At 58.8% G+C, this 18618-nt stretch carries 17 protein-coding genes and 2 pseudogenes; 12 read left to right on the plus strand and 7 right to left on the minus strand.

Annotated elements, in window-relative coordinates:
* The first annotated feature begins 192 nt into the window (after positions 1-192).
* From zwf to KGA96_RS21985, 4 genes are all read left to right on the plus strand, one after another.
* The gene (gene zwf, locus KGA96_RS21970) at positions 193-1662 is read left to right on the plus strand and encodes a glucose-6-phosphate dehydrogenase (protein ID WP_223465491.1); all 1470 of its coding nucleotides are present in this window, start codon (positions 193-195) and stop codon (positions 1660-1662) included.
* On the plus strand, positions 1649-2362 hold the full coding sequence (gene pgl, locus KGA96_RS21975; RefSeq protein ID WP_046042258.1) for a 6-phosphogluconolactonase: 714 nt from the start codon (positions 1649-1651) through the stop codon (positions 2360-2362). The genes zwf and pgl overlap by 14 nt, the downstream gene beginning before the upstream one ends.
* A 17-nt stretch (positions 2363-2379) precedes the next feature.
* Complete coding sequence (locus tag KGA96_RS21980) at positions 2380-3045, plus strand: bifunctional 4-hydroxy-2-oxoglutarate aldolase/2-dehydro-3-deoxy-phosphogluconate aldolase (protein WP_008050561.1); 666 nt, start codon at positions 2380-2382, stop codon at positions 3043-3045.
* A 195-nt stretch (positions 3046-3240) separates the two neighbouring features.
* Positions 3241-3966, plus strand: coding sequence for an intradiol ring-cleavage dioxygenase (locus KGA96_RS21985; protein WP_223514946.1), 726 nt, complete (start codon positions 3241-3243; stop codon positions 3964-3966).
* Between the two features lie 2 nt (positions 3967-3968).
* Here the strand turns inward: KGA96_RS21985 and KGA96_RS21990 are convergent, their stop codons facing one another.
* From KGA96_RS21990 to KGA96_RS22005, 4 genes are all read right to left on the minus strand, one after another.
* Positions 3969-5150 carry an aminotransferase class V-fold PLP-dependent enzyme gene (locus KGA96_RS21990; RefSeq protein ID WP_046042261.1) on the minus strand — a complete coding sequence of 394 codons (1182 nt, stop codon included), beginning with the start codon at positions 5148-5150 and terminating at the stop codon, positions 3969-3971.
* A gap of 19 nt (positions 5151-5169) precedes the next feature.
* On the minus strand, positions 5170-5406 hold the full coding sequence (locus KGA96_RS21995; protein ID WP_223514949.1) for a DUF3820 family protein: 237 nt from the start codon (positions 5404-5406) through the stop codon (positions 5170-5172).
* Positions 5407-5742: 336 nt separating this feature from the next.
* Positions 5743-6213, minus strand: coding sequence for a MaoC family dehydratase (locus KGA96_RS22000; protein WP_007995982.1), 471 nt, complete (start codon positions 6211-6213; stop codon positions 5743-5745).
* A 42-nt stretch (positions 6214-6255) separates the two neighbouring features.
* A complete protein-coding gene (locus KGA96_RS22005) occupies positions 6256-7200 on the minus strand; it encodes an alpha/beta hydrolase (protein ID WP_223514952.1) in 945 nt (314 codons plus the stop codon).
* A gap of 245 nt (positions 7201-7445) precedes the next feature.
* Between KGA96_RS22005 and fadD2 the strand changes: the two genes are divergently transcribed.
* Entirely contained in the window at positions 7446-9134 is a 1689-nt protein-coding gene (gene fadD2, locus KGA96_RS22010; RefSeq protein WP_046042264.1) for a long-chain-fatty-acid--CoA ligase FadD2, read from the plus strand.
* Between the two features lie 384 nt (positions 9135-9518).
* Positions 9519-11219 carry a long-chain-fatty-acid--CoA ligase FadD1 gene (fadD1, locus tag KGA96_RS22015; RefSeq protein WP_046042265.1) on the plus strand — a complete coding sequence of 567 codons (1701 nt, stop codon included), beginning with the start codon at positions 9519-9521 and terminating at the stop codon, positions 11217-11219.
* 133 nt (positions 11220-11352) lie between these two features.
* On the opposite strand, the gene KGA96_RS22020 is transcribed toward fadD1, so the two are convergent.
* A complete protein-coding gene (locus KGA96_RS22020; protein WP_046042266.1) occupies positions 11353-11730 on the minus strand; it encodes a hypothetical protein in 378 nt (125 codons plus the stop codon).
* A 353-nt stretch (positions 11731-12083) separates the two neighbouring features.
* Between KGA96_RS22020 and KGA96_RS22025 the strand changes: the two genes are divergently transcribed.
* Together KGA96_RS22025 and def are read left to right on the plus strand one after the other, a co-directional pair.
* Entirely contained in the window at positions 12084-13040 is a 957-nt protein-coding gene (locus KGA96_RS22025) for a YihY/virulence factor BrkB family protein (protein ID WP_046042267.1), read from the plus strand.
* 2 nt (positions 13041-13042) lie between these two features.
* Positions 13043-13582 (plus strand): peptide deformylase, encoded by a 540-nt coding sequence (gene def / locus KGA96_RS22030; protein ID WP_046042268.1) that lies wholly within the window; start codon positions 13043-13045, stop codon positions 13580-13582.
* A gap of 47 nt (positions 13583-13629) precedes the next feature.
* Here def and KGA96_RS22035 read toward each other — a convergent pair whose 3' ends face one another.
* The gene (locus tag KGA96_RS22035) at positions 13630-14046 is read right to left on the minus strand and encodes a GNAT family N-acetyltransferase (RefSeq protein WP_223514955.1); all 417 of its coding nucleotides are present in this window, start codon (positions 14044-14046) and stop codon (positions 13630-13632) included.
* A gap of 236 nt (positions 14047-14282) precedes the next feature.
* Here KGA96_RS22035 and KGA96_RS22040 point away from each other — a divergent pair, with 236 nt between their 5' ends.
* On the plus strand, positions 14283-14942 hold the full coding sequence (locus KGA96_RS22040; protein WP_411741596.1) for a fatty acid desaturase: 660 nt from the start codon (positions 14283-14285) through the stop codon (positions 14940-14942).
* Between the two features lie 129 nt (positions 14943-15071).
* On the opposite strand, the gene gstA is transcribed toward KGA96_RS22040, so the two are convergent.
* Positions 15072-15674 carry a glutathione transferase GstA gene (gene gstA / locus KGA96_RS22045; protein ID WP_046042270.1) on the minus strand — a complete coding sequence of 201 codons (603 nt, stop codon included), beginning with the start codon at positions 15672-15674 and terminating at the stop codon, positions 15072-15074.
* A 99-nt stretch (positions 15675-15773) separates the two neighbouring features.
* Between gstA and KGA96_RS22050 the strand changes: the two genes are divergently transcribed.
* From KGA96_RS22050 to KGA96_RS29965, 3 genes and pseudogenes are all read left to right on the plus strand, one after another.
* Positions 15774-16664, plus strand: coding sequence for a LysR family transcriptional regulator (locus tag KGA96_RS22050; RefSeq protein ID WP_223465507.1), 891 nt, complete (start codon positions 15774-15776; stop codon positions 16662-16664).
* A 396-nt stretch (positions 16665-17060) separates the two neighbouring features.
* Positions 17061-17834 (plus strand): annotated as a pseudogene (locus tag KGA96_RS29960) (PAS domain-containing protein); the annotation flags it as partial.
* A 138-nt stretch (positions 17835-17972) separates the two neighbouring features.
* Positions 17973-18380: pseudogene (locus KGA96_RS29965) on the plus strand (methyl-accepting chemotaxis protein); the annotation flags it as partial.
* Positions 18381-18618 lie beyond the last annotated feature (238 nt).

Genomic DNA, 18618 nt, shown 5'->3' on the forward strand with positions numbered 1-18618 from the left:
ATAAGCGCGCGGCTAATGCAAAAAGGGCCTTTGGTGAGGCCCGTAACGGTGGCCTATCCTACTGATGGCTCCGACCGACCACCACTCGGAATCTGTATTTTGCGAAAATGTTGTGGTTATTACTACATTTTCCCTTGAGTGATGCCTTGAAAAAAGGTATTTGTAGCTTAACTTGATAAAAGAACAAACATCATGCTCTCGATTACGGTTGAACCGTGCACCTTTGCCTTGTTCGGCGCCCTTGGCGACCTGGCCTTGCGCAAGCTGTTTCCTGCCCTTTATCAACTCGACGGCGCCGGCCTGTTGCACGAGGACACGCGGATCATCGCGCTGGCTCGTGAGCCGGGCAGCGAGCAGGAACACCTGGCGTTCATCACCTCCGAGCTGCGCCGCTATGTCGGTGCCAAAGAGCTGGACGAAGCCGTGGTCGAGCGCTTTCTGGCGCGCCTGAGCTACCTGCACGTCGACTTCCTCAACGCCGAAGATTATGTGGCCCTTGCCGAATCCGCCGGCAGTTCGCAGCGTGTCATCGCCTACTTTGCGACCCCGGCCGCCGTGTATGGCGCGATTTGCGAGAACCTGGCCAAGGTCGGCCTGGCACAAAACACCCGTGTGGTGCTGGAAAAGCCCATCGGTTCGGACCTGGAGTCCTCGCGCAAGGTCAACGACGCCGTGGCGCAGTTCTTCCCGGAGAACCGCACCTACCGCATCGACCACTATCTGGGCAAAGAGACCGTCCAGAACCTGATCGCCCTGCGTTTCGCCAACAGCCTGTTCGAAACCCAGTGGAACCAGAACTACATCTCCCACGTGGAAATCACCGTGGCCGAGAAGGTCGGTATCGAAGGCCGCTGGGGTTACTTCGACAAGGCCGGCCAGCTGCGGGACATGATCCAGAATCACCTGCTGCAACTGCTCTGCCTGATCGCCATGGACCCGCCGGCCGACTTGTCCGCCGACAGCATCCGCGACGAGAAGGTCAAAGTGCTCAAGGCCCTGGCGCCGATCAGCCCGGAAGGCCTGACCACTCAAGTGGTGCGCGGCCAGTACATCGCCGGCTACAGCGAAGGCAAAGCGGTACCGGGGTACCTGGAAGAACCCAATTCCAACACCCAGAGCGACACCGAAACCTTTGTCGCCCTGCGTGCCGACATCCGCAACTGGCGCTGGGCCGGCGTGCCGTTTTACCTGCGTACCGGCAAGCGCATGCCGCAGAAGCTGTCGCAGATCGTCATCCACTTCAAGGAACCGTCGCACTACATCTTCGCTCCCGAGCAGCGCCTGCAAATCAGCAACAAACTGATTATCCGCCTGCAGCCGGACGAAGGCATTTCCTTGCGTGTCATGACCAAAGATCAAGGCCTGGACAAGGGCATGCAACTGCGTAGCGGTCCGTTGCAACTGAATTTTTCCGACACCTGGAGCAGCGCACGGATTCCCGATGCCTACGAGCGGTTGTTGCTGGAAGTGATGCGCGGCAATCAGAACCTGTTTGTCCGTAAAGATGAAATCGAAGCCGCGTGGAAGTGGTGTGACCAGTTGATCGCCGGGTGGAAAAAATCCGGTGATGCGCCCAAGCCGTACGCGGCTGGGTCCTGGGGGCCGATGAGCTCCATTGCTCTGATCACGCGGGACGGGAGGTCGTGGTATGGCGATATCTGATTTGAAACTGCCGCAGGGCGTCAGCGCCCATGCATACAAGAGCCCAGTGCTGCTGGCTGAAAGCCTGGCACTGAACGTGGCGAAACAACTGAGCGACGCGATCGACGCCCAGGGCACTGCGACCCTGGTGGTTTCCGGTGGCCGCAGCCCGGTGGCATTTTTCCAGCACCTGGCCAAGCAGACGCTGGACTGGTCGAACGTGGTGATCAGCCTGGCCGACGAGCGCTGGGTGCCGGTCGAACACGCCGACAGCAACGCCGGCCTGATCAAGCGTTACCTGCTGCAAGGCCCGGCGGCCAAGGCGCAGTTCCTCAGCCTGTACAGCGCCAGTGCCAACCTGGAGCAGGCGGCCGAGCAGGCCGACCGTTTGCTGTCGGAGTTGCCGGTGATCGACATGCTGATCCTCGGCATGGGCGATGACGGCCACACCGCGTCGCTGTTCCCCAACAGCCCGAACCTTGCCGAGGCATTGCAGGCCGATGGCGTTCGTCGCTGCTGGCCGATGCTGGCGCCGACCGTGCCGCATCAGCGCCTGACCATGAGCCGCGCGCTGCTGGCCTCGGCCAAACACAAGGTTCTATCGATTTCCGGTCAGTCCAAGCTGACCACCCTGAGTACCGCACTGGCCGGCGACGATGTCGCCGCAATGCCGATTCGCGCGTTTCTGCAACCCACGTTAGAGATTTACTGGTGCCCATGAGCCAAGGAACAGCCGCTATGACAAACCCATCCCCGACCGTTTCCATGGCGGACAAAGTTGCCCTGATCGACAGCATCTGCGCGAAAGCGCGGATCCTGCCGGTGATCACCATCGCCCGCGAGCAAGACGTTTTGCCGCTGGCCGACGCCCTTGCGGCCGGTGGCCTGACAGCCCTGGAAGTGACCCTGCGTTCGCAATTCGGCCTCAAGGCCATTCAGATTCTGCGCGAGCAGCGTCCGGAACTGGTGACCGGCGCCGGCACCGTGCTGGATCGCCACATGTTGGCGGCGGCGGAAGCGGCGGGCTCGCAATTCATCGTCACCCCGGGTATCACCCGCGACCTGCTGGAAGCCAGCGTCGCCAGCCCGATTCCACTGTTGCCGGGCATCAGCAATGCCTCGGGCATCATGGAAGGCTACGGCCTGGGTTATCGCCGCTTCAAGCTGTTCCCGGCTGAAGTCAGCGGCGGCGTCGCGGCCATCAAGGCTTTGGGCGGTCCGTTCGGCGAAGTGAAATTCTGCCCGACCGGCGGCGTGGGACCTGCCAACATCAAGAGCTACATGGCGTTGAAAAACGTTATGTGCGTGGGCGGTAGCTGGATGCTTGATCCGGAGTGGATCAAGAACGGCGACTGGGCCCGCATTCAGGAATGCACCGCCGAGGCTTTGGCGCTGCTGGACTGATCGCTTCACCCTACACCTCGTTGTGTGTTCTACGGCTTTACGGTGCGCTTGGTCGGTGCACCGTTTTTTTTTGCCCGGAACAAACAGGTACGACTCGAAACCTGTGGGAGCGGGGACATCATGCGATACATAGTTACCACATGACGAAAATCGACCGGTGCTAGCCTGCGTTCATCTTATGGAAGAGAGAACGTCATGGACGCTACCACCTCAGTTGCACCCCCGGCACCGCTTTACCTGCTATCCCCCGAACAAATCGCCGGCCCGTATTTCCGCAACCCCAAACTGATCCGCAGAAACATCAGCGAAGGCGCCGAAGGCGTTCCGTTGGTGTTGCGGTTGACCATTGTCGATGCCATGACCGGCGAGCCGGTCCCCGATGCACTGGTGGACATCTGGCACTGCAATGCCCGCGGTGCCTATTCGGGCTGGAGCAAGATCAACCCGGACGTCGAGGTCGATACCGGAGATATCGGCGCCGTCCCGCGCACCGATGACGATACCTACCTGCGCGGCGGGCAGTTCACCGACAAGTCGGGCACCGTGCGTTTCACCACGATCTACCCGGGATTTTACGCCGGCCGCGCCTTGCACATTCACGTCGCGGTGCGCATCACGGCCGGCAACAACTATCTGCAAGAGCGGCATGTCGCCTGGGTCGGGCAGCTTTACCTGCCTGAAGTGGCCTCGCGCTCGGTACTTGGCAGCCGCCCGTACAGCGGCCGAACCGTGCCGGTCCTGACCAATGATCAGGACTTTTTCTATACAACCATGGGCGGTGAAGAATCGACCTTGAACGTGCACACCCTGGGGCGGGATTCGGCTGAAGACGGCTACTTCGGGCAGATGACCATCGGCATCGACACGTTCGCCGTGTCGACACAGATCAAGCCCGAGGACTTTGACAAGTACACCGTCTGAGGTCAGCCCAGTTCGGTCAGTGCCCTGGCCAGCACATCCATGTCGGCCGCCGTTGTGGTTAGCCCCGGTGTAATGCGGATGCACGGACCACACGCCGCGCCGCTGCGGGTCACGGTGAACAGGTTGTACTCATTGAGCAGGCGCTCGACCATGGCTTGCTGGTCGGCATGCCGGGTAAAGCGCAACGAGGTGATTCCGCAATACAGGCGCGGGTCATCCGGGGTCAGGACTTCTACGCCCGGCAACGGCCGCGCCGCACTGACCCAGCGGTTGCGCAGATAATTGAGCCGCGCGCCTTTGGCCGCGGCTCCCCCCATCGCCCAATGTTCTTCGAGCACCAGCGGCAGAGTCAGCAGCGCCGGGATGTTGGGGGTGCTGTACGGGGTACGGGCGCGAATGTCAGTGGGTGGAAAATGCATTTCACCCATGTCCGGATCGATGTCGGCCAGGCGTTCGGGGGCGATGTAGATAAAGCCGAGGGTCAGCGGTGCACCGATCCACTTGTGCAGATTGAAGCCGGCGAAAGCGATACCGAGTTCGGTCAGGTCAAATTCGAGTTGGCCGAGGGCATGGGCGCCGTCGAGGATGACATCGATGCCATGTTCCTTCGCAGCCGCCGCAATCGCCTGCACCGGCATCACCAGGCCCGTGCGATGGGTGACGTGGGTCAGGGCCATCAGCTTCAGCCGCGGATGTCGCGCGAAGGCTTCCCGATAGGTATTGAGCAGGCCGTCGAAGGTTGCCGGGTGTGCGTGTTCGATCTCGATCACTTCGACACCACGATTACGCGCCAGCCAGCGCATGGCGCCCTTGACCGTGTCGTATTCCAGATCGCAAATCAGTACCTGATCACCGGGCTGCAACCGGTTGTAGTTGCGGATCAGCGACTGCAAACCTTCCGAGGCGTTACGGGTCAGGGCGATGCTTTCAGCGGGTACGCCAATCAACCTGGCCAGTTGCGCGCGGATCTTCAGGCTGTCGCCCTGTTCGAAACGCTGGCGCACGTACACCGAATTGCTGCGGTTGATCAGTTCGATGTTGCGCTGGTATTCCTCGACCACCGTGCGCGACATGCGTCCGAAGTAACCGTTCTCCAGGTTGAGCGGGCCGGGTTCGACATCGTAGCGGTCGGCAAAGGTTTGCCAGAAGGCTTCATCACGGGCGCGGCGGGTGTTGTCGGGCATGGGGGACTCGTCAGGTGATTCAGTGGCGCGGGGCAGGTTTACCGTGTTTGGCGCGCAGCGGTTCGAGCAAGTCCGACAAACCGTTGTGGTCGATTTCCTGCATCAGGGCCAGCAGGCGACCCAACTCGCCATGGGGGAAACCCTCCCGGGCGAACCAGTTCAGGTAAGGGCCGGGCAGGTCGGCAATGATTCGACCCTTGTACTTGCCGAAGGGCATTTCGCGGGTGATCAACAGTTCGAGCTTTTCAGGGTTCATCAATCGGTCGTCTTGATTCAGTCAGTCTGGAAAATACAGGCATTCTGCATGCAGGCCAAATGACAGATCATGCAAATAAAACGGATACAGATTTTTCAAGAATAGTTAACTGATTGAAAGGTAACGAATAAGTAAACAGTTCCAGGCTGGTATGCAGGGTGCACTACTCATTGCACCTTTCATCAACCGCGAGGAATTGAAAAATGACCGACATGAATAATGCCAGCTAGCCTGGCGTTTTTTATGCGAGCAGGAATTGCAAGAGACTGCAGTATTTGAGGTACTACGGGGACTGTGGCGAGGGGGCTTGTCGGAATGCCCCCTCGTCACAGAGGGTTAGCCGATGCTGATCGCCGGCAGCGTGGTCAAGGTCACGCTCTGTTGCTTGCGTGGCGCGAGGATTTCCGCCTCACCGTCCACCACCAGTTCATCGCGCTGGTTGAACACGCGAGTGGCAATGCGCACGCGAAACTTCGGCAGTTTTTCCAGGATTTCCAGGCGCACGGTCAGGGTGTCGCCGATCTTCACCGGTTTCTGAAAGCTCATTTGCTGGCCGATGTAGATAGTCCCCGGGCCAGGCAATTCGCAGGCGACCGCTGCGCTGATCAACGCGCCGCTGAACATGCCGTGGGCGATGCGCTCCTTGAACATGGTGCTGGCGGCGTATTCGGCATCCAGGTGTACCGGGTTGTGGTCGCCGGACATCGCAGCGAACAACTGGATGTCGCGCTCTTCGACCGTCTTGCTGAAACTGGCGGTCTGGCCGACTTCGAGGGCTTCGTAAGGGGTGTTGGTAACCTGGGTCATCTGTCTCAATTCCTGTGACGAATTAAAAAATTCACAAAAAAACTATTCGGACCGGTGCGGCCGAGGAGCGCTCAAGGCCTGTGCGATCCAGTTCAGCACATCGGCGATGATTTCATCGCGGTTGCTCTCATTGAACAGTTCGTGCCGCGCCTGCGGGTAAACGGTCAGTTGCAGGTGCCGGCTGCCGGCCGCTCGCAGCGCGTCGGCCAGATCGTTGAGACGCTTGCCTTCGCTCACCGGATCACATTCGCCGCCAATCACCAGCAGCGGCAGGCCCGGGTCGATCTGGGCGAGATTGGACGCTTTGCTGATTTGCTGCAAGCCGCCGAGCAAATCGATCCACAGTTGATTGGTGCAACGAAAACCGCAGAGCGGGTCGTTGACGTACAGATCGACCTGCGCCGGATCACGGCTGAGCCAGTCGAACGGTGTGCGTGCCGGTTTGAATTTGTTGTTGAACGAGCCGAACGACAGCCATTCGATCAAAGCGCTGCGTCCTTTGCCGCCCTGGCGCAGGCGTTCGAAACGGGCGATTTGCCGTGCCGCGCGATAAAGCGCCACAGGCTGGAAGTTCGAGCCGCTGAGGATTGCCCCGTGCAGGCTGGCACTGTGGTGCAGCAGATAGGCCTGGGCGATGTAACTGCCCATGCTGTGACCGAGCAGTACGATCGGGATACCAGGGTGCTGCTGGCCGATGTGCTGGTTGAGGCTGGCCAGGTCGCTGACGACCTTGCACCAGCCATCGTCATCGGCGAAATGTCCGAGTGTCCCGTTTTCGGCAGTTTTGCCATGTCCACGCAGGTCCGGCGCGCATACGCCATAGCCCTGGTCACAGAGTTTTTCCGCCAGGGGGCCATAGCGGCCGCTGTGTTCGGCCATGCCGTGGGCCAGCAGAATCATTGCCTTGAGGCTGCCGTCGGGGAGCCACTGATTGACGAAGAGGCGGCTGTGGTCGCTCGTGGTCAGCCAGAAAGTGTCATGGATCATGGCGGTTCCTTTGCATGAGGCTGCCTGGTTGGAAACAGCTCGTTGCAGTTTATAGCGCATCCTTGGCTGGGCGTCTGATCAGCCTACGCCACGGCGAGTAGATTCATACGGTCAATGACGGCCGTGGGCATATTTGCCTGCTACGTCATAACTGCTAGTGTCCGTGAAGCTCCGCTTTTTGCATTTTTTTTGAAAAGTGACAGAAAAGTGGCCCCGGATAGATTCAGGTAAAGAGGACAACAACAATGCAACCTGATTTCTGGAATGACAAACGCCCGGCCGGCGTCCCGCTGGATATCGATCTGGGAGCCTACAAGTCGGTGATCGAGGTGTTCGAGCGTTCCTGCAAGAAGTTTGCTGACCGCCCTGCGTTCAGCAACATGGGCGTGACCCTGACCTACGCCGAACTGGAACGCCAGAGCGCTGCCTTCGCCGGCTACCTGCAAGCCCACACCGACCTGGTGCCGGGTGACCGCATTGCGGTGCAGATGCCCAACGTCCTGCATTACCCGATTGCCGTGTTCGGTGCCTTGCGCGCCGGATTGATCGTGGTCAACACCAACCCGTTGTACACCGCGCGGGAAATGCGCCACCAGTTCAAGGACTCCGGTGCCCGGGCGCTGGTGTACCTGAACATGTTCGGCCAGAAAGTCCAGGAAGTGCTGCCCGACACCGATATCCAGTACCTGATCGAAGCGAAGATGGGCGACCTGATGCCCACCGCCAAGGGGTGGCTGGTCAACACGGTGGTGAGCAAGGTCAAGAAAATGGTTCCGGACTACTCCTTGCCCCAGGCCGTTTCCTTCAAGAGTGCGCTGCGCATGGGCCGGGGCCTGGGTATCAAGCCACTGAAGGTCGGCCTCGACGACATCGCCGTGCTGCAATACACCGGCGGCACCACCGGTCTGGCCAAGGGCGCGATGCTGACCCACGGCAACCTGGTGGCGAACATGCAACAGGCACGGGCCTGCCTCAGCCAGTCGGCCAGCGACGGTCAGCCGCTGCTGCGCGAAGGTCAGGAGGTGATGATCGCGCCGCTGCCGCTGTACCACATCTATGCCTTCACAGCGAACTGCATGTGCATGATGGTGACGGGCAATCACAACGTCTTGATCACCAATCCACGGGACATCGCCGGCTTCATCAAGGAACTGAAGAACTGGCGGTTCTCGGCGCTGCTGGGGCTGAACACGCTGTTCGTCGCGCTGATGGATCACCCGGACTTCAAGACCCTGGACTTCTCCAGCCTCAAGCTCACCAACTCCGGCGGCACCGCGCTGGTCAAGGCCACCGCCGAGCGTTGGGAACAACTGACCGGTTGCCGCATCACCGAAGGTTACGGCCTGACCGAAACTTCGCCGGTGGCCTGCACCAACCCCTACGGCGATCAATCGCGGATCGGTACGGTCGGCATGCCGGTACCGGGCACCACGCTGAAAGTCATCAGCGATGACGGCGTCGAACAACCTTTGGGTGAGCGCGGCGAGCTATGCATCAAGGGCCCGCAGATCATGAAGGGCTACTGGCAGAAACCTGATGCCACGGCCGAGGTGCTGGATGCCGAGGGCTGGTTCAAGTCCGGTGACATTGCGGTGATCGACCCGGACGGTTTCGTGCGCATCGTTGACCGCAAGAAGGACATGATCATTGTCTCGGGTTTCAACGTGTACCCGAACGAGATCGAAGACATCGTGATGGCTCACCCTAAAGTCGCCAACTGTGCGGTCATCGGTGTGCCAGATGAGCGGTCGGGAGAGGCGGTGAAGTTGTTCGTGGTGGCCCGAGAAGCGGGCGTCAGCCTTGAAGAGCTGAAGGCTTACTGCAAGGAGAACTTCACGGCGTACAAAGTACCGAAGCACATCGTACTGCGCGAATCATTGCCGATGACGCCGGTGGGCAAGATTTTGCGGCGGGAGTTGCGTGATATCGCCTGATCGGTGAATGGCCGCGCCTGGCGCGGATCGCGGGCAAGCCACGCTCCCACAGGTTCACTGTTGTGCACATACTATGTGTACGACGCGAATCTTGTGGGAGCGGGCTTGCCCGCGATGCTTTTCGGCGTACGCTAAAGCCCCGGTTTCTGCGGGCTACAGGTCTTTATAGGTTTTTTGCTCTAAAATGACTGCCTTAAGGTCGTGAGTCACAAATGTGACCGTAGAGGCCGCTTTTGGCTCTAGTCGACCCTTGGCAAAGCTGCTACTCTCGGCGCGCTTTGTGACTTCTCGGCCTTCTATCAGCCAGATTCACCAATGACCAAACACCAATAATAATCGCATCAAATGCGGTGCTGAATTCGCGTTGCTGAGGAGTGGGCTTCCATGATCGAAGACTTTTGGAAGGATAAGTACCCAGCTGGGATTGCTGCCGACATCAATCCAGACGAGTATCCGAATATTCAGGCAGTGTTGAAGCAATCCTGCCAACGCTTCGCCAACAAGCCGGCATTCAGCAACCTGGGCAAGACACTCACCTACGGTGAACTGTACGAATTGTCCGGTGCGTTTGCCGCTTACCTGCAACAGCATACCGATTTGCAGCCCGGCGATCGAATCGCTGTGCAACTGCCCAATGTGCTGCAGTACCCGGTTGCCGTCTTCGGCGCCATCCGCGCCGGGCTGATCGTGGTCAACACCAACCCGCTGTACACCGCACGGGAAATGGAACACCAATTCAACGACTCCGGTGCCAAGGCCCTGGTCTGCCTGGCCAACATGGCGCACCTGGCGGAAACCGTGGTGCCGAAAACCGGCGTCAAGCACGTGATTGTCACCGAAGTCGCCGACCTGCTGCCGCCGCTCAAGCGTCTGCTGATCAACAGCGTCATCAAGTACGTGAAGAAGATGGTGCCGGCCTACCACTTGCCCAAGGCCGTCAAGTTCAACGACGTGCTGAGCAAAGGCCTGGGCCAGCCAGTGGCCGAAGCCAACCCGGCCAGCGGTGATGTCGCGGTGCTGCAATACACCGGCGGCACCACGGGCGTGGCCAAGGGCGCGATGCTGACCCACCGTAACCTGGTGGCGAACATGCTGCAGTGCAAGGCGCTGATGGGTTCCAACCTCAATGAAGGTTGCGAGATCCTGATCACGCCGCTGCCGCTGTACCACATCTATGCGTTCACCTTTCATTGCATGGCGATGATGCTGGCGGGCAACCACAACATCCTGATCAGCAACCCGCGCGACCTGCCGGCGATGGTCAAGGAACTGTCGAAGTGGAAGTTCAGCGGCTTCGTCGGCCTGAACACGCTGTTCGTGGCCCTGTGCAACAACGAAGGCTTCCGCAAGCTGGATTTCTCCGCGCTGAAAGTCACCTTGTCGGGCGGCATGGCCCTGCAACTGGCCGCGGCCGAACGCTGGAAAGCGGTGACCGGTTGCGCCATCTGCGAAGGCTACGGCATGACCGAAACCAGCCCGGTGGCGACGGTGAACCCGATCCAGCACATCCAGATCGGCACCATCGGCATTCCGGTGCCGTCGACCCTGTGCAAAGTCATCAACGATGCCGGTGTCGAGCAGCCATTGGGCGAAATCGGCGAGTTGTGCGTGAAGGGTCCGCAAGTCATGAAGGGTTACTGGCAGCGCCAGGAAGCCACCGATGAAATTCTCGACAGCGAAGGCTGGTTGAAGACCGGTGACATCGCGCTGATCCAGCCCGATGGCTACATGCGCATTGTCGATCGCAAGAAAGACATGATCCTGGTGTCCGGTTTCAACGTGTACCCGAACGAGCTCGAAGACGTGCTGGCCACCCTGCCAGGCGTGCTGCAATGCGCGGCCATCGGAATACCGGACGAGAAGTCGGGCGAGGCGATCAAGATTTTCATCGTCGCCAAGCCGGGCGTGACCCTGACCAAGGAACAGGTGATGGAGCATATGCGCGCCAACGTCACTGGGTACAAGGTCCCGCGCTCCGTGGAGTTCCGCGATGCACTGCCGACCACCAACGTCGGCAAGATCCTGCGTCGTGAATTGCGCGATGAAGAGCTGAAGAAGATCAACGCGAAGAAAGCCACCGCGTAATCAACAAAAAGCCCCGCAGATGCGGGGCTTTTTGCATCTGTAGGAGCGAGCTTGCTCGCGATGGTCGTTAACGATAACGCGTGTTTACTGGTTAAACGCAGCGCTCTTGAATCCATCGCGAGCAAGCTCGCTCCTACAAGCGAAACGGCGCGAAGTTGACGTTGGTGCCCGCCGGGCGCATGTCTTGCAGGAAGGAGTCCTTGTCGGCGCTCAACTCCAGGCTCAATGCCGCCTTGCGCTTGCCTTCATTACGCACCACCAGGCCTTCGAGCTTCTCGCGCAGGAACACGGTCGGCACTTTCAGGTGCAGCAACTCATCGGTGTCCGGCGTGTGCATCAGCAGGTGAATCCACTCGTACTGACCGATTGCAAGGCGCGTCACCGGGAGGTCGAACCACCAGATGTTGCGGTTACGGTTCAGTTCGGCGAAGTGGCAGTTGTTGACGCCAAGCACAGCACCGCCGAGTTCCTGGTTTCTGCGGGCAATGGCCTGCTTTTTATCGAGTTTCATAACGTTCCTACGGGATTGGATCTTCAGCGCCAAGGCCTGAATGTGATGCGCATTCTCAAGGGTTGGCCCGCAAACATAAAGCGCAACCTGCACTGAACGATGAAATGTCGTGGTGAAACAAATGAAACTCCCTGCAAAAGCCCCTGGTCAACCTTGTGTAACGACTTTCCTGCATTGAAATGTCTTTAATGAAAAGAAGACGCGGCCATCTTCAGATGGCCGTTTTTGTGTCAGCCTGAACTTGCACGCTGAATTTGTTTCAAAGTCGCCAACTGGGCTACCTTGATGAAAGAAAACAGCCCCTGAGTCGTCACGACTTCAACCCAATCCGTATGCGGCGAATGGAGACGCGAATGATTTTCCCGGACATGAGAGGCTTGCCCCTGCACCGTGTGATGATGCGCACGGTCACCGAGTTCATCGCCGACGAGATGTCGACCTATGCCTCGGCGCTGGCCTATCAAATGCTCTTTTCGCTGTTTCCGTTCATTCTGTTTCTGATCGCACTGATCGGCTTCCTGCATCTGCCCGACTTCTTCTCCTGGCTGCGCCTGCAATCGGAACTCGTATTGCCGCCCCAGGCGCTGGAGCAGGTCAACCCGGTGATCGACCAGCTTCAGCAGTCCAAGGGGGGGCTGCTGTCAGTGGGTATCGTGATTGCGCTGTATACCGCCTCCGCCGGTGTGCGGCTGATGATGAGCGCGATGAACGCAGCCTACGACGTAGTTGAAGGGCGCCCGCTGTGGAAACGCTTTCCGTTGTCGATCATCTACACCGTCGGCATTGCCGGCATGCTGCTGATCGCCGCGGCACTGATGGTGCTCGGGCCGCAGGTGATGAGCTGGATCGCTGCGCAGGTCGGCCTTGAGTACTTCATCGTCACGCTCTGGACCATCGCACGCTGGCCGGTGATCGTGATTTTGCTGATGGTCGCGGTGGCGTTGATCTACTACGTCATGCCCGACGTCAAACAGGAATTCCGCTTCATCACCCCGGGCTCAGTGCTGGCGGTGGTGGTATGGATCATCGCGTCCCTGGGCTTCGGTTTGTACGTCAAGGAGTTCGCCAACTACAACGCCATGTATGGCAGTATCGGTGCGATCATCGTGTTGTTGCTGTACTTCTACATTTCCGCCGCGGTGCTGCTGCTGGGCGCGGAAATGAATGCCGTGATCGAGCACATGTCGCGAGAGGGCAAGGACCCTGGTGAAAAAGTGGCTGGCGAGCATGGTCCCGTCCATGAGGAAAAACACCACGTGTCGGGCCTGGGCCGCGATCACTCACACAAACCGACCATTGATGAAACCTGATCATGATTCGTGAAATTCTGAAAATGGGCGATGAGCGCCTGCTGCGCATTGCCCCGCCAGTGCCGGTCGAGATGTTCGACAGCCCCGAACTGTGGCAACTGATCGATGACATGTTCCAGACCATGGAAAGTGTGGGGGGCGTTGGCCTGGCCGCTCCGCAGATCGGCGTCGACCTGCAACTGGTGATCTTCGGTTTCGAGCACAGCGAGCGTTATCCGGATGCCGAGGCCGTGCCGCAGACGATCCTGATCAACCCGTTGATCACACCGCTGAGCCCGACCCTGGAAGAGGGCTTCGAAGGCTGTCTGTCCGTGCCTGGCCTGCGTGGTGCGGTGCAGCGTTACCAGCAGATTCGCTACGAAGGCGTCGACCCCAAGGGTGAACCCATCGTGCGTTTTGCCTCGGGGTTTCATGCGCGGGTGGTGCAGCATGAGTGTGACCACCTGATCGGCCGCCTGTACCCGTCGCGCATTACCGACTTCAGCAAGTTTGGCTTCACCGAAGTGATGTTCCCGGACCTGGATCCCAACGCGGACGAATAGATCACCGCAAAACCCTGTGGGAGCGAGCTCCAACTGGCTTGAGTAAGTTAAACGGTTGGTTCCAACCCCATCGCAATCATCGGCTTGCTGCGCGCATAGCGGCTCAACCGTTCAACCATCGCGTAAGGCATCGGCGGATCGAACGTAAACCCGCGTCGCTCATAAAACCCTCGCAAGTCCGGATGACAGAACAACCACACCGGCTGTTCGCATTCCTTCACCGCGGCCGCAATCAACCCGGCGGCAAGCCCTTGTTCGCGACACCCCGGATCGACAAATAACCCGGTCAGCCAATGTCCACCGGACACCGGCCGTAAACACAGCACGGCAACGATCTGCTCACGCCGGGCCACCCACAGCTGCGCATCGCGCACGGCTTTCATCGACGATTGGTGAGCGCGGTAGAACTTGTTCATCAATGGCCATAACGGCTCGTCGAGCAGGGTGAATTGGGTATCGGGCATGGTCTCGGACTGTCGGTGTGCAAAGCGGGCGATTATAAAAGAACGCGCGCGCCGGGATAGGTGTATACCTGATCTCACATCCCCATGAGTGGAGTACGCATCATGTCCAAAGGTATGGATTCAAAGAAAGCGGCGAAAAAGAAACCGGTGAAAACCGCCATTGAAAAGCGCGCGGACAAGAAAGCCAAGAAGGTCGGGGTGTTCGGTCACTGATTCAGCGTTGATTGATCGCTCCCATGCAACATGGGAGCGATCCTCCAGAAAATAATCTGCAAGATTTCCCAAGGCCAATGCACAGAAGGGGACTGGTCCCCGATCTGAGCAACGCCATGCCCCATTACTTTGATAGCGCCCACCAAGAAGAAATCGAAACCCTGCGCCGACGCTTCACCGCGCGCACCGAATGGCCGACCTGGTTGCTGTTGATCGGTGTATACAGTGGCTGGTTTGGTATCGTGTTGAACAGCCATCGATTGGGTTTGTGGTGGAGCACGCTGTTGCTGATTCCTTTGCTGGTGCTGTGGTTATCCGTGCAACACGAACTGCTGCACGGCCATCCCACGCGCTGGCCAACCCTGAACAAAATCCTTGGCTACGCGCCGTTTGCCGTCTGGTATCCGTACACCTTGTACCGCGATAGCCATTTGCTGCATCACCGCGACGAGGATCTGGCCATCGGCGTATCGGCACTGTTCAAGGCGCAATACCCGGACCTGGTGACGTTCTTTGAAAAGGTCGATCTGCCGATCGATCTGTTGAACCAGACCCTGGGTCAGATGAGTGAAAAACGACAGAAACCCCGTGAGGTCGTCGAAGCGTTTTTGCGTGAGCAGCCGCAGGTGTGGAAGGGCTGGGTGCCGGGGGAGGTGGTTAGCAAGGTGAGTGCAAGCTTGTAGTTTTGTGCTGTCTGGAAGGTAGCCATCGCGAGCAGGCTCGCTCCCACATTAGGTCTGTATTGCCCACACATCCCGTGGTCAACCAAGATCCCCTGTAGGAGCGAGCCTGCTCGCGATTGATCTCAAGTCTTACGCCAATTCGGCGGCCAACGCCGCTTTCACCGCCGGCCGCTGATCCACCCTGGCTTGAAACCTTGCCAACGCCGGCCACTCATTCAATTCAATATCGAACAACCGAGCCCAACGCAGCACCGTAAACAAATACGCATCAGCAATGCTGAACCCGCCCGCCATCAAGTAATCCTGCCGCTCCAGCGTCTGGTTCAACACGGCAAAACGCTTGAACAATTTCTCCTTGATCAGCGCTTTCATCTCTTCGGGAAATCGAGCGTTGAACAGCCAACCGAGCCCGCCATGAATCTCCGTCGAGATGAAGTTCAGGCATTCCTGTAACCGTACCCGCTCGAATGTCTCCTGCGCTGCGGCCAGTTTCGCTTGCGGCCGCAGATCAGCCAGGAATTGCAGAATTGCCGGCCCTTCGGTCAGCACTTCGCCGTTATCCAGTTGCAAGGCTGCGACGTAACCCTTGGGGTTGATGGCGAGAAAGTCGTCGCCGTCGGCCGTGGTTTTGCTGATGTTGTCGACGCGGATCAATTGGAAAGGCAGTTCCAATTCGCGCAACACAATGTGTGGCGCCAGCGAGCAGGCTTCGGGGGCGTAATACAGCTTCATGGGGCGGGCTCTGGTTGTGGATTTACGCCAGTGTCATAGTGCGCGGTGCCACCGATAAAATTAATCTTTCAGAAAACTGCCATAAGGAAAGCTACTGCCATGATGAACCTGATGCACTGGCGAATGGTGGTGGCTGTGGCGGATACCGGCAACATCACCCGGGCCGCCGACCGGGTCGGTATGACCCAGTCAGGGGCCAGCCAGGCCCTGGCCTTGATCGAGGAAAACCTCGGTGTTCAATTGTTCACCCGGGAAAACCGCCAAACCTTGCCGACAGCCATCGGCCTGGCGGTCATCGAGCAGGCGCGGACCATGCTCGGTGCGCTGCAAGCCATTCGGAGCACCGTCGAGGCCGCAAAAGGTGTTGAACGCGGGACGATTCGCCTGGCCAGTTTTCCCATGGTCCTGGCGACCTTTCTCCCGCCTTTGCTGCGTCAGTTCAATCGGCTTTACCCCGGCATTGAGGTGGTTGCCCTGGAAGTCAGCGATGACGAAGTGGAAACCCTGCTCGACGCGGGACTGGTGGATGTCGGCGTGGTCCTCAATCCGTCTGCCGAGCGCAAGGCCAGTCCTTTGGGACGCGATGCCTGGATGGCGGTATTGCCCGGCGGCCATCTGCTGGCGCGGCGTTCCCATGAAGAAGGCGTCTGCCTCGAAGAGTTGGTGACGCAACCTTTTGTACTGGCCACGGGCGGTTGTTCGACCAATGCGCGAAGCCTGGCTGCCGATGCGGGGCTGCAACTGCAGGATGTGCGCGTCGAGGTTCGCGAATGGAGCAGTGCGTTCACCCTGGTGCGGGAAAACATCGGCGTGAGCCTGGTGCCGGAGATGACGCTGCCGGGTAATCGGCAGGGTTTGCGCGTGGTGCCGGTGTTGCCGCGGATCGACCGTGAGTTTGCTTTGGTGGTCGCGACAAACAAACCACCGTCGGCGGCGGTGCAAGCCCTGCTAGGTATGCTCGACAGACGGCAACCCCCAACAAGCAGCTGAATCGTTTTTGTCCTCAATGGTGGCCGACTAGTGGCCTTGCAAGCCCAAGGTTGCTGTCTATGATCAGTTGTAACTAACCATGTCGGCCGTGATGGGGCGGTCGATGTCTTGGCGAAAGAGTGCGCAATCGAAGGCACCAACACGTGATGACAAGGAGCTGTCCGCTAAATGGAATTTGTTGTGAACCTGTTAGGGTTGGCCCGCATGCGGGCTATCAAGAGAAGGATGTCTTGATGAGCGTGTCGCTATAAGGACCCTCCGATTGATCATCAATTATCACCTGACTAGTCCTTCTTTTTGGAGGGATGCGTGTGCCTGTTCCATGGAACGTAGTGGTGGATGTGAAAGACCTGCAACTTTCATCAATCAAAAAACCGCGCTGAAGGTGATGCAACAATGTTCAACCTACATCACAAGGCTGACCTGCTGGAAATCGAACGATTCAGCTGTGCGCTGACTGAGGCTAATGCCAAGTTGGCGGCGATCAGTCGTTCGATGGCGATGATTGAATTCACTCCGGACGGCATTGTCATCGATGCCAACGAAAACTTTTGCAATGCCATGGGCTACAGCGCCGACGAAGTGCGCGGCAAGCATCACCGGGTCTTTTGCGAAGAGCAGTATTACCGCAGCGATGAGTACACCAAGTTATGGCGCGACCTCGCGCGGGGCGAACCGCTGAGCGGGACCTTTTTGCGCTTGCACAAGAGTGGTCGGGAGATCTGGCTCGAAGCCAGCTACATGCCGGTGCTGGGCCCCGACCGGCAGGTGAAAAGCGTGATCAAGGTCGCCACCGACATCACCTCACGGGTCAACAAGGAACACGAAAACGAAAGCAGGCTCGCTGCGATAGGCCGTTCAATGGCCGTGATCGAGTTCACGCCCGAAGGCAAGGTCATCACCGCCAACGAGAACTTCCTGAAAACCATGCAGTACTCGCTCAACGAAGTGGTGGGGCAACATCACAGCCTGTTCTGCCACCGTGCCGAAGCCGAGTCCCAGGGTTACCGGAATTTCTGGGCTTCGCTCAACCGCGGCGAATATCACTCCCATCGTTTCGAGCGCAGGAACAAGCAGGGTCAGACAATATTCCTGGAAGCCTCCTACAACCCGTTGTTCGACGCCAAGGGGCGGTTGTACAAAGTGGTCAAGTTCGCCAGCGATATCACCCACCAGATGACCACCCTGCAAACCGCCGCTGAATCGGCCCACAGCACCTCGGTGCAAAACGACGTCTGTGCGCGCAAGGGTTCCGAGGTGGTGCAGCAGACGGTGCAGATCATCCAGGACATTTCCCGGGACTTGAACGAGGCGGCATTGAGCATCGACGCCGTGAGCAAACAGTCCGACATCATCGGCACCATCGTGCAGACCATTCGTGGCATTGCCGATCAGACCAACTTGCTTGCGCTAAACGCGGCGATCGAAGCGGCCCGCGCCGGTGAGCACGGGCGCGGGTTTGCGGTGGTGGCCGATGAAGTGCGCAGCCTTGCTGCGCGCACCAGTCAGGCGACGCTGGAGATTGTCGAGGTGGTGCGCAAGAACCACGATTTGTCGTTGAGTGCGGTGTCGAGCATGCAATCGAGTCTGAGTCGAACCGGGCTCGGCGTTGAATTGGCGAACGAGGCAGGGGAGGTGATTCTGGAAATCCAGCAGGGTTCGCGGCATGTGGTGGATGCGATCAGTCAGTTCAATTCGACGTTGCAATTGAACTAGCCGCGGCAAATGAAAAAGGGTCCCGGTAGAGGGTAATGCCGATCAGTTAAGCCTCATTGCTTGACCTTTGGCCGCAAGAAATCAAAATCCGATGCCTGAATAGGCATCGGATTTTTTATGCGTCTGGCTCGGGCACTGGAACTGACCCACAACTTCGTCTCGACTCCCAATTCCCTCGAGGGATTGGACTCGTTGCTTGATCCATCGCTGGTCGAACAGGCCTTGGAACAAGCCGGTG

This window comes from Pseudomonas sp. GL-R-26 (assembly GCF_019947365.1).
GTDB lineage: Bacteria > Pseudomonadota > Gammaproteobacteria > Pseudomonadales > Pseudomonadaceae > Aquipseudomonas.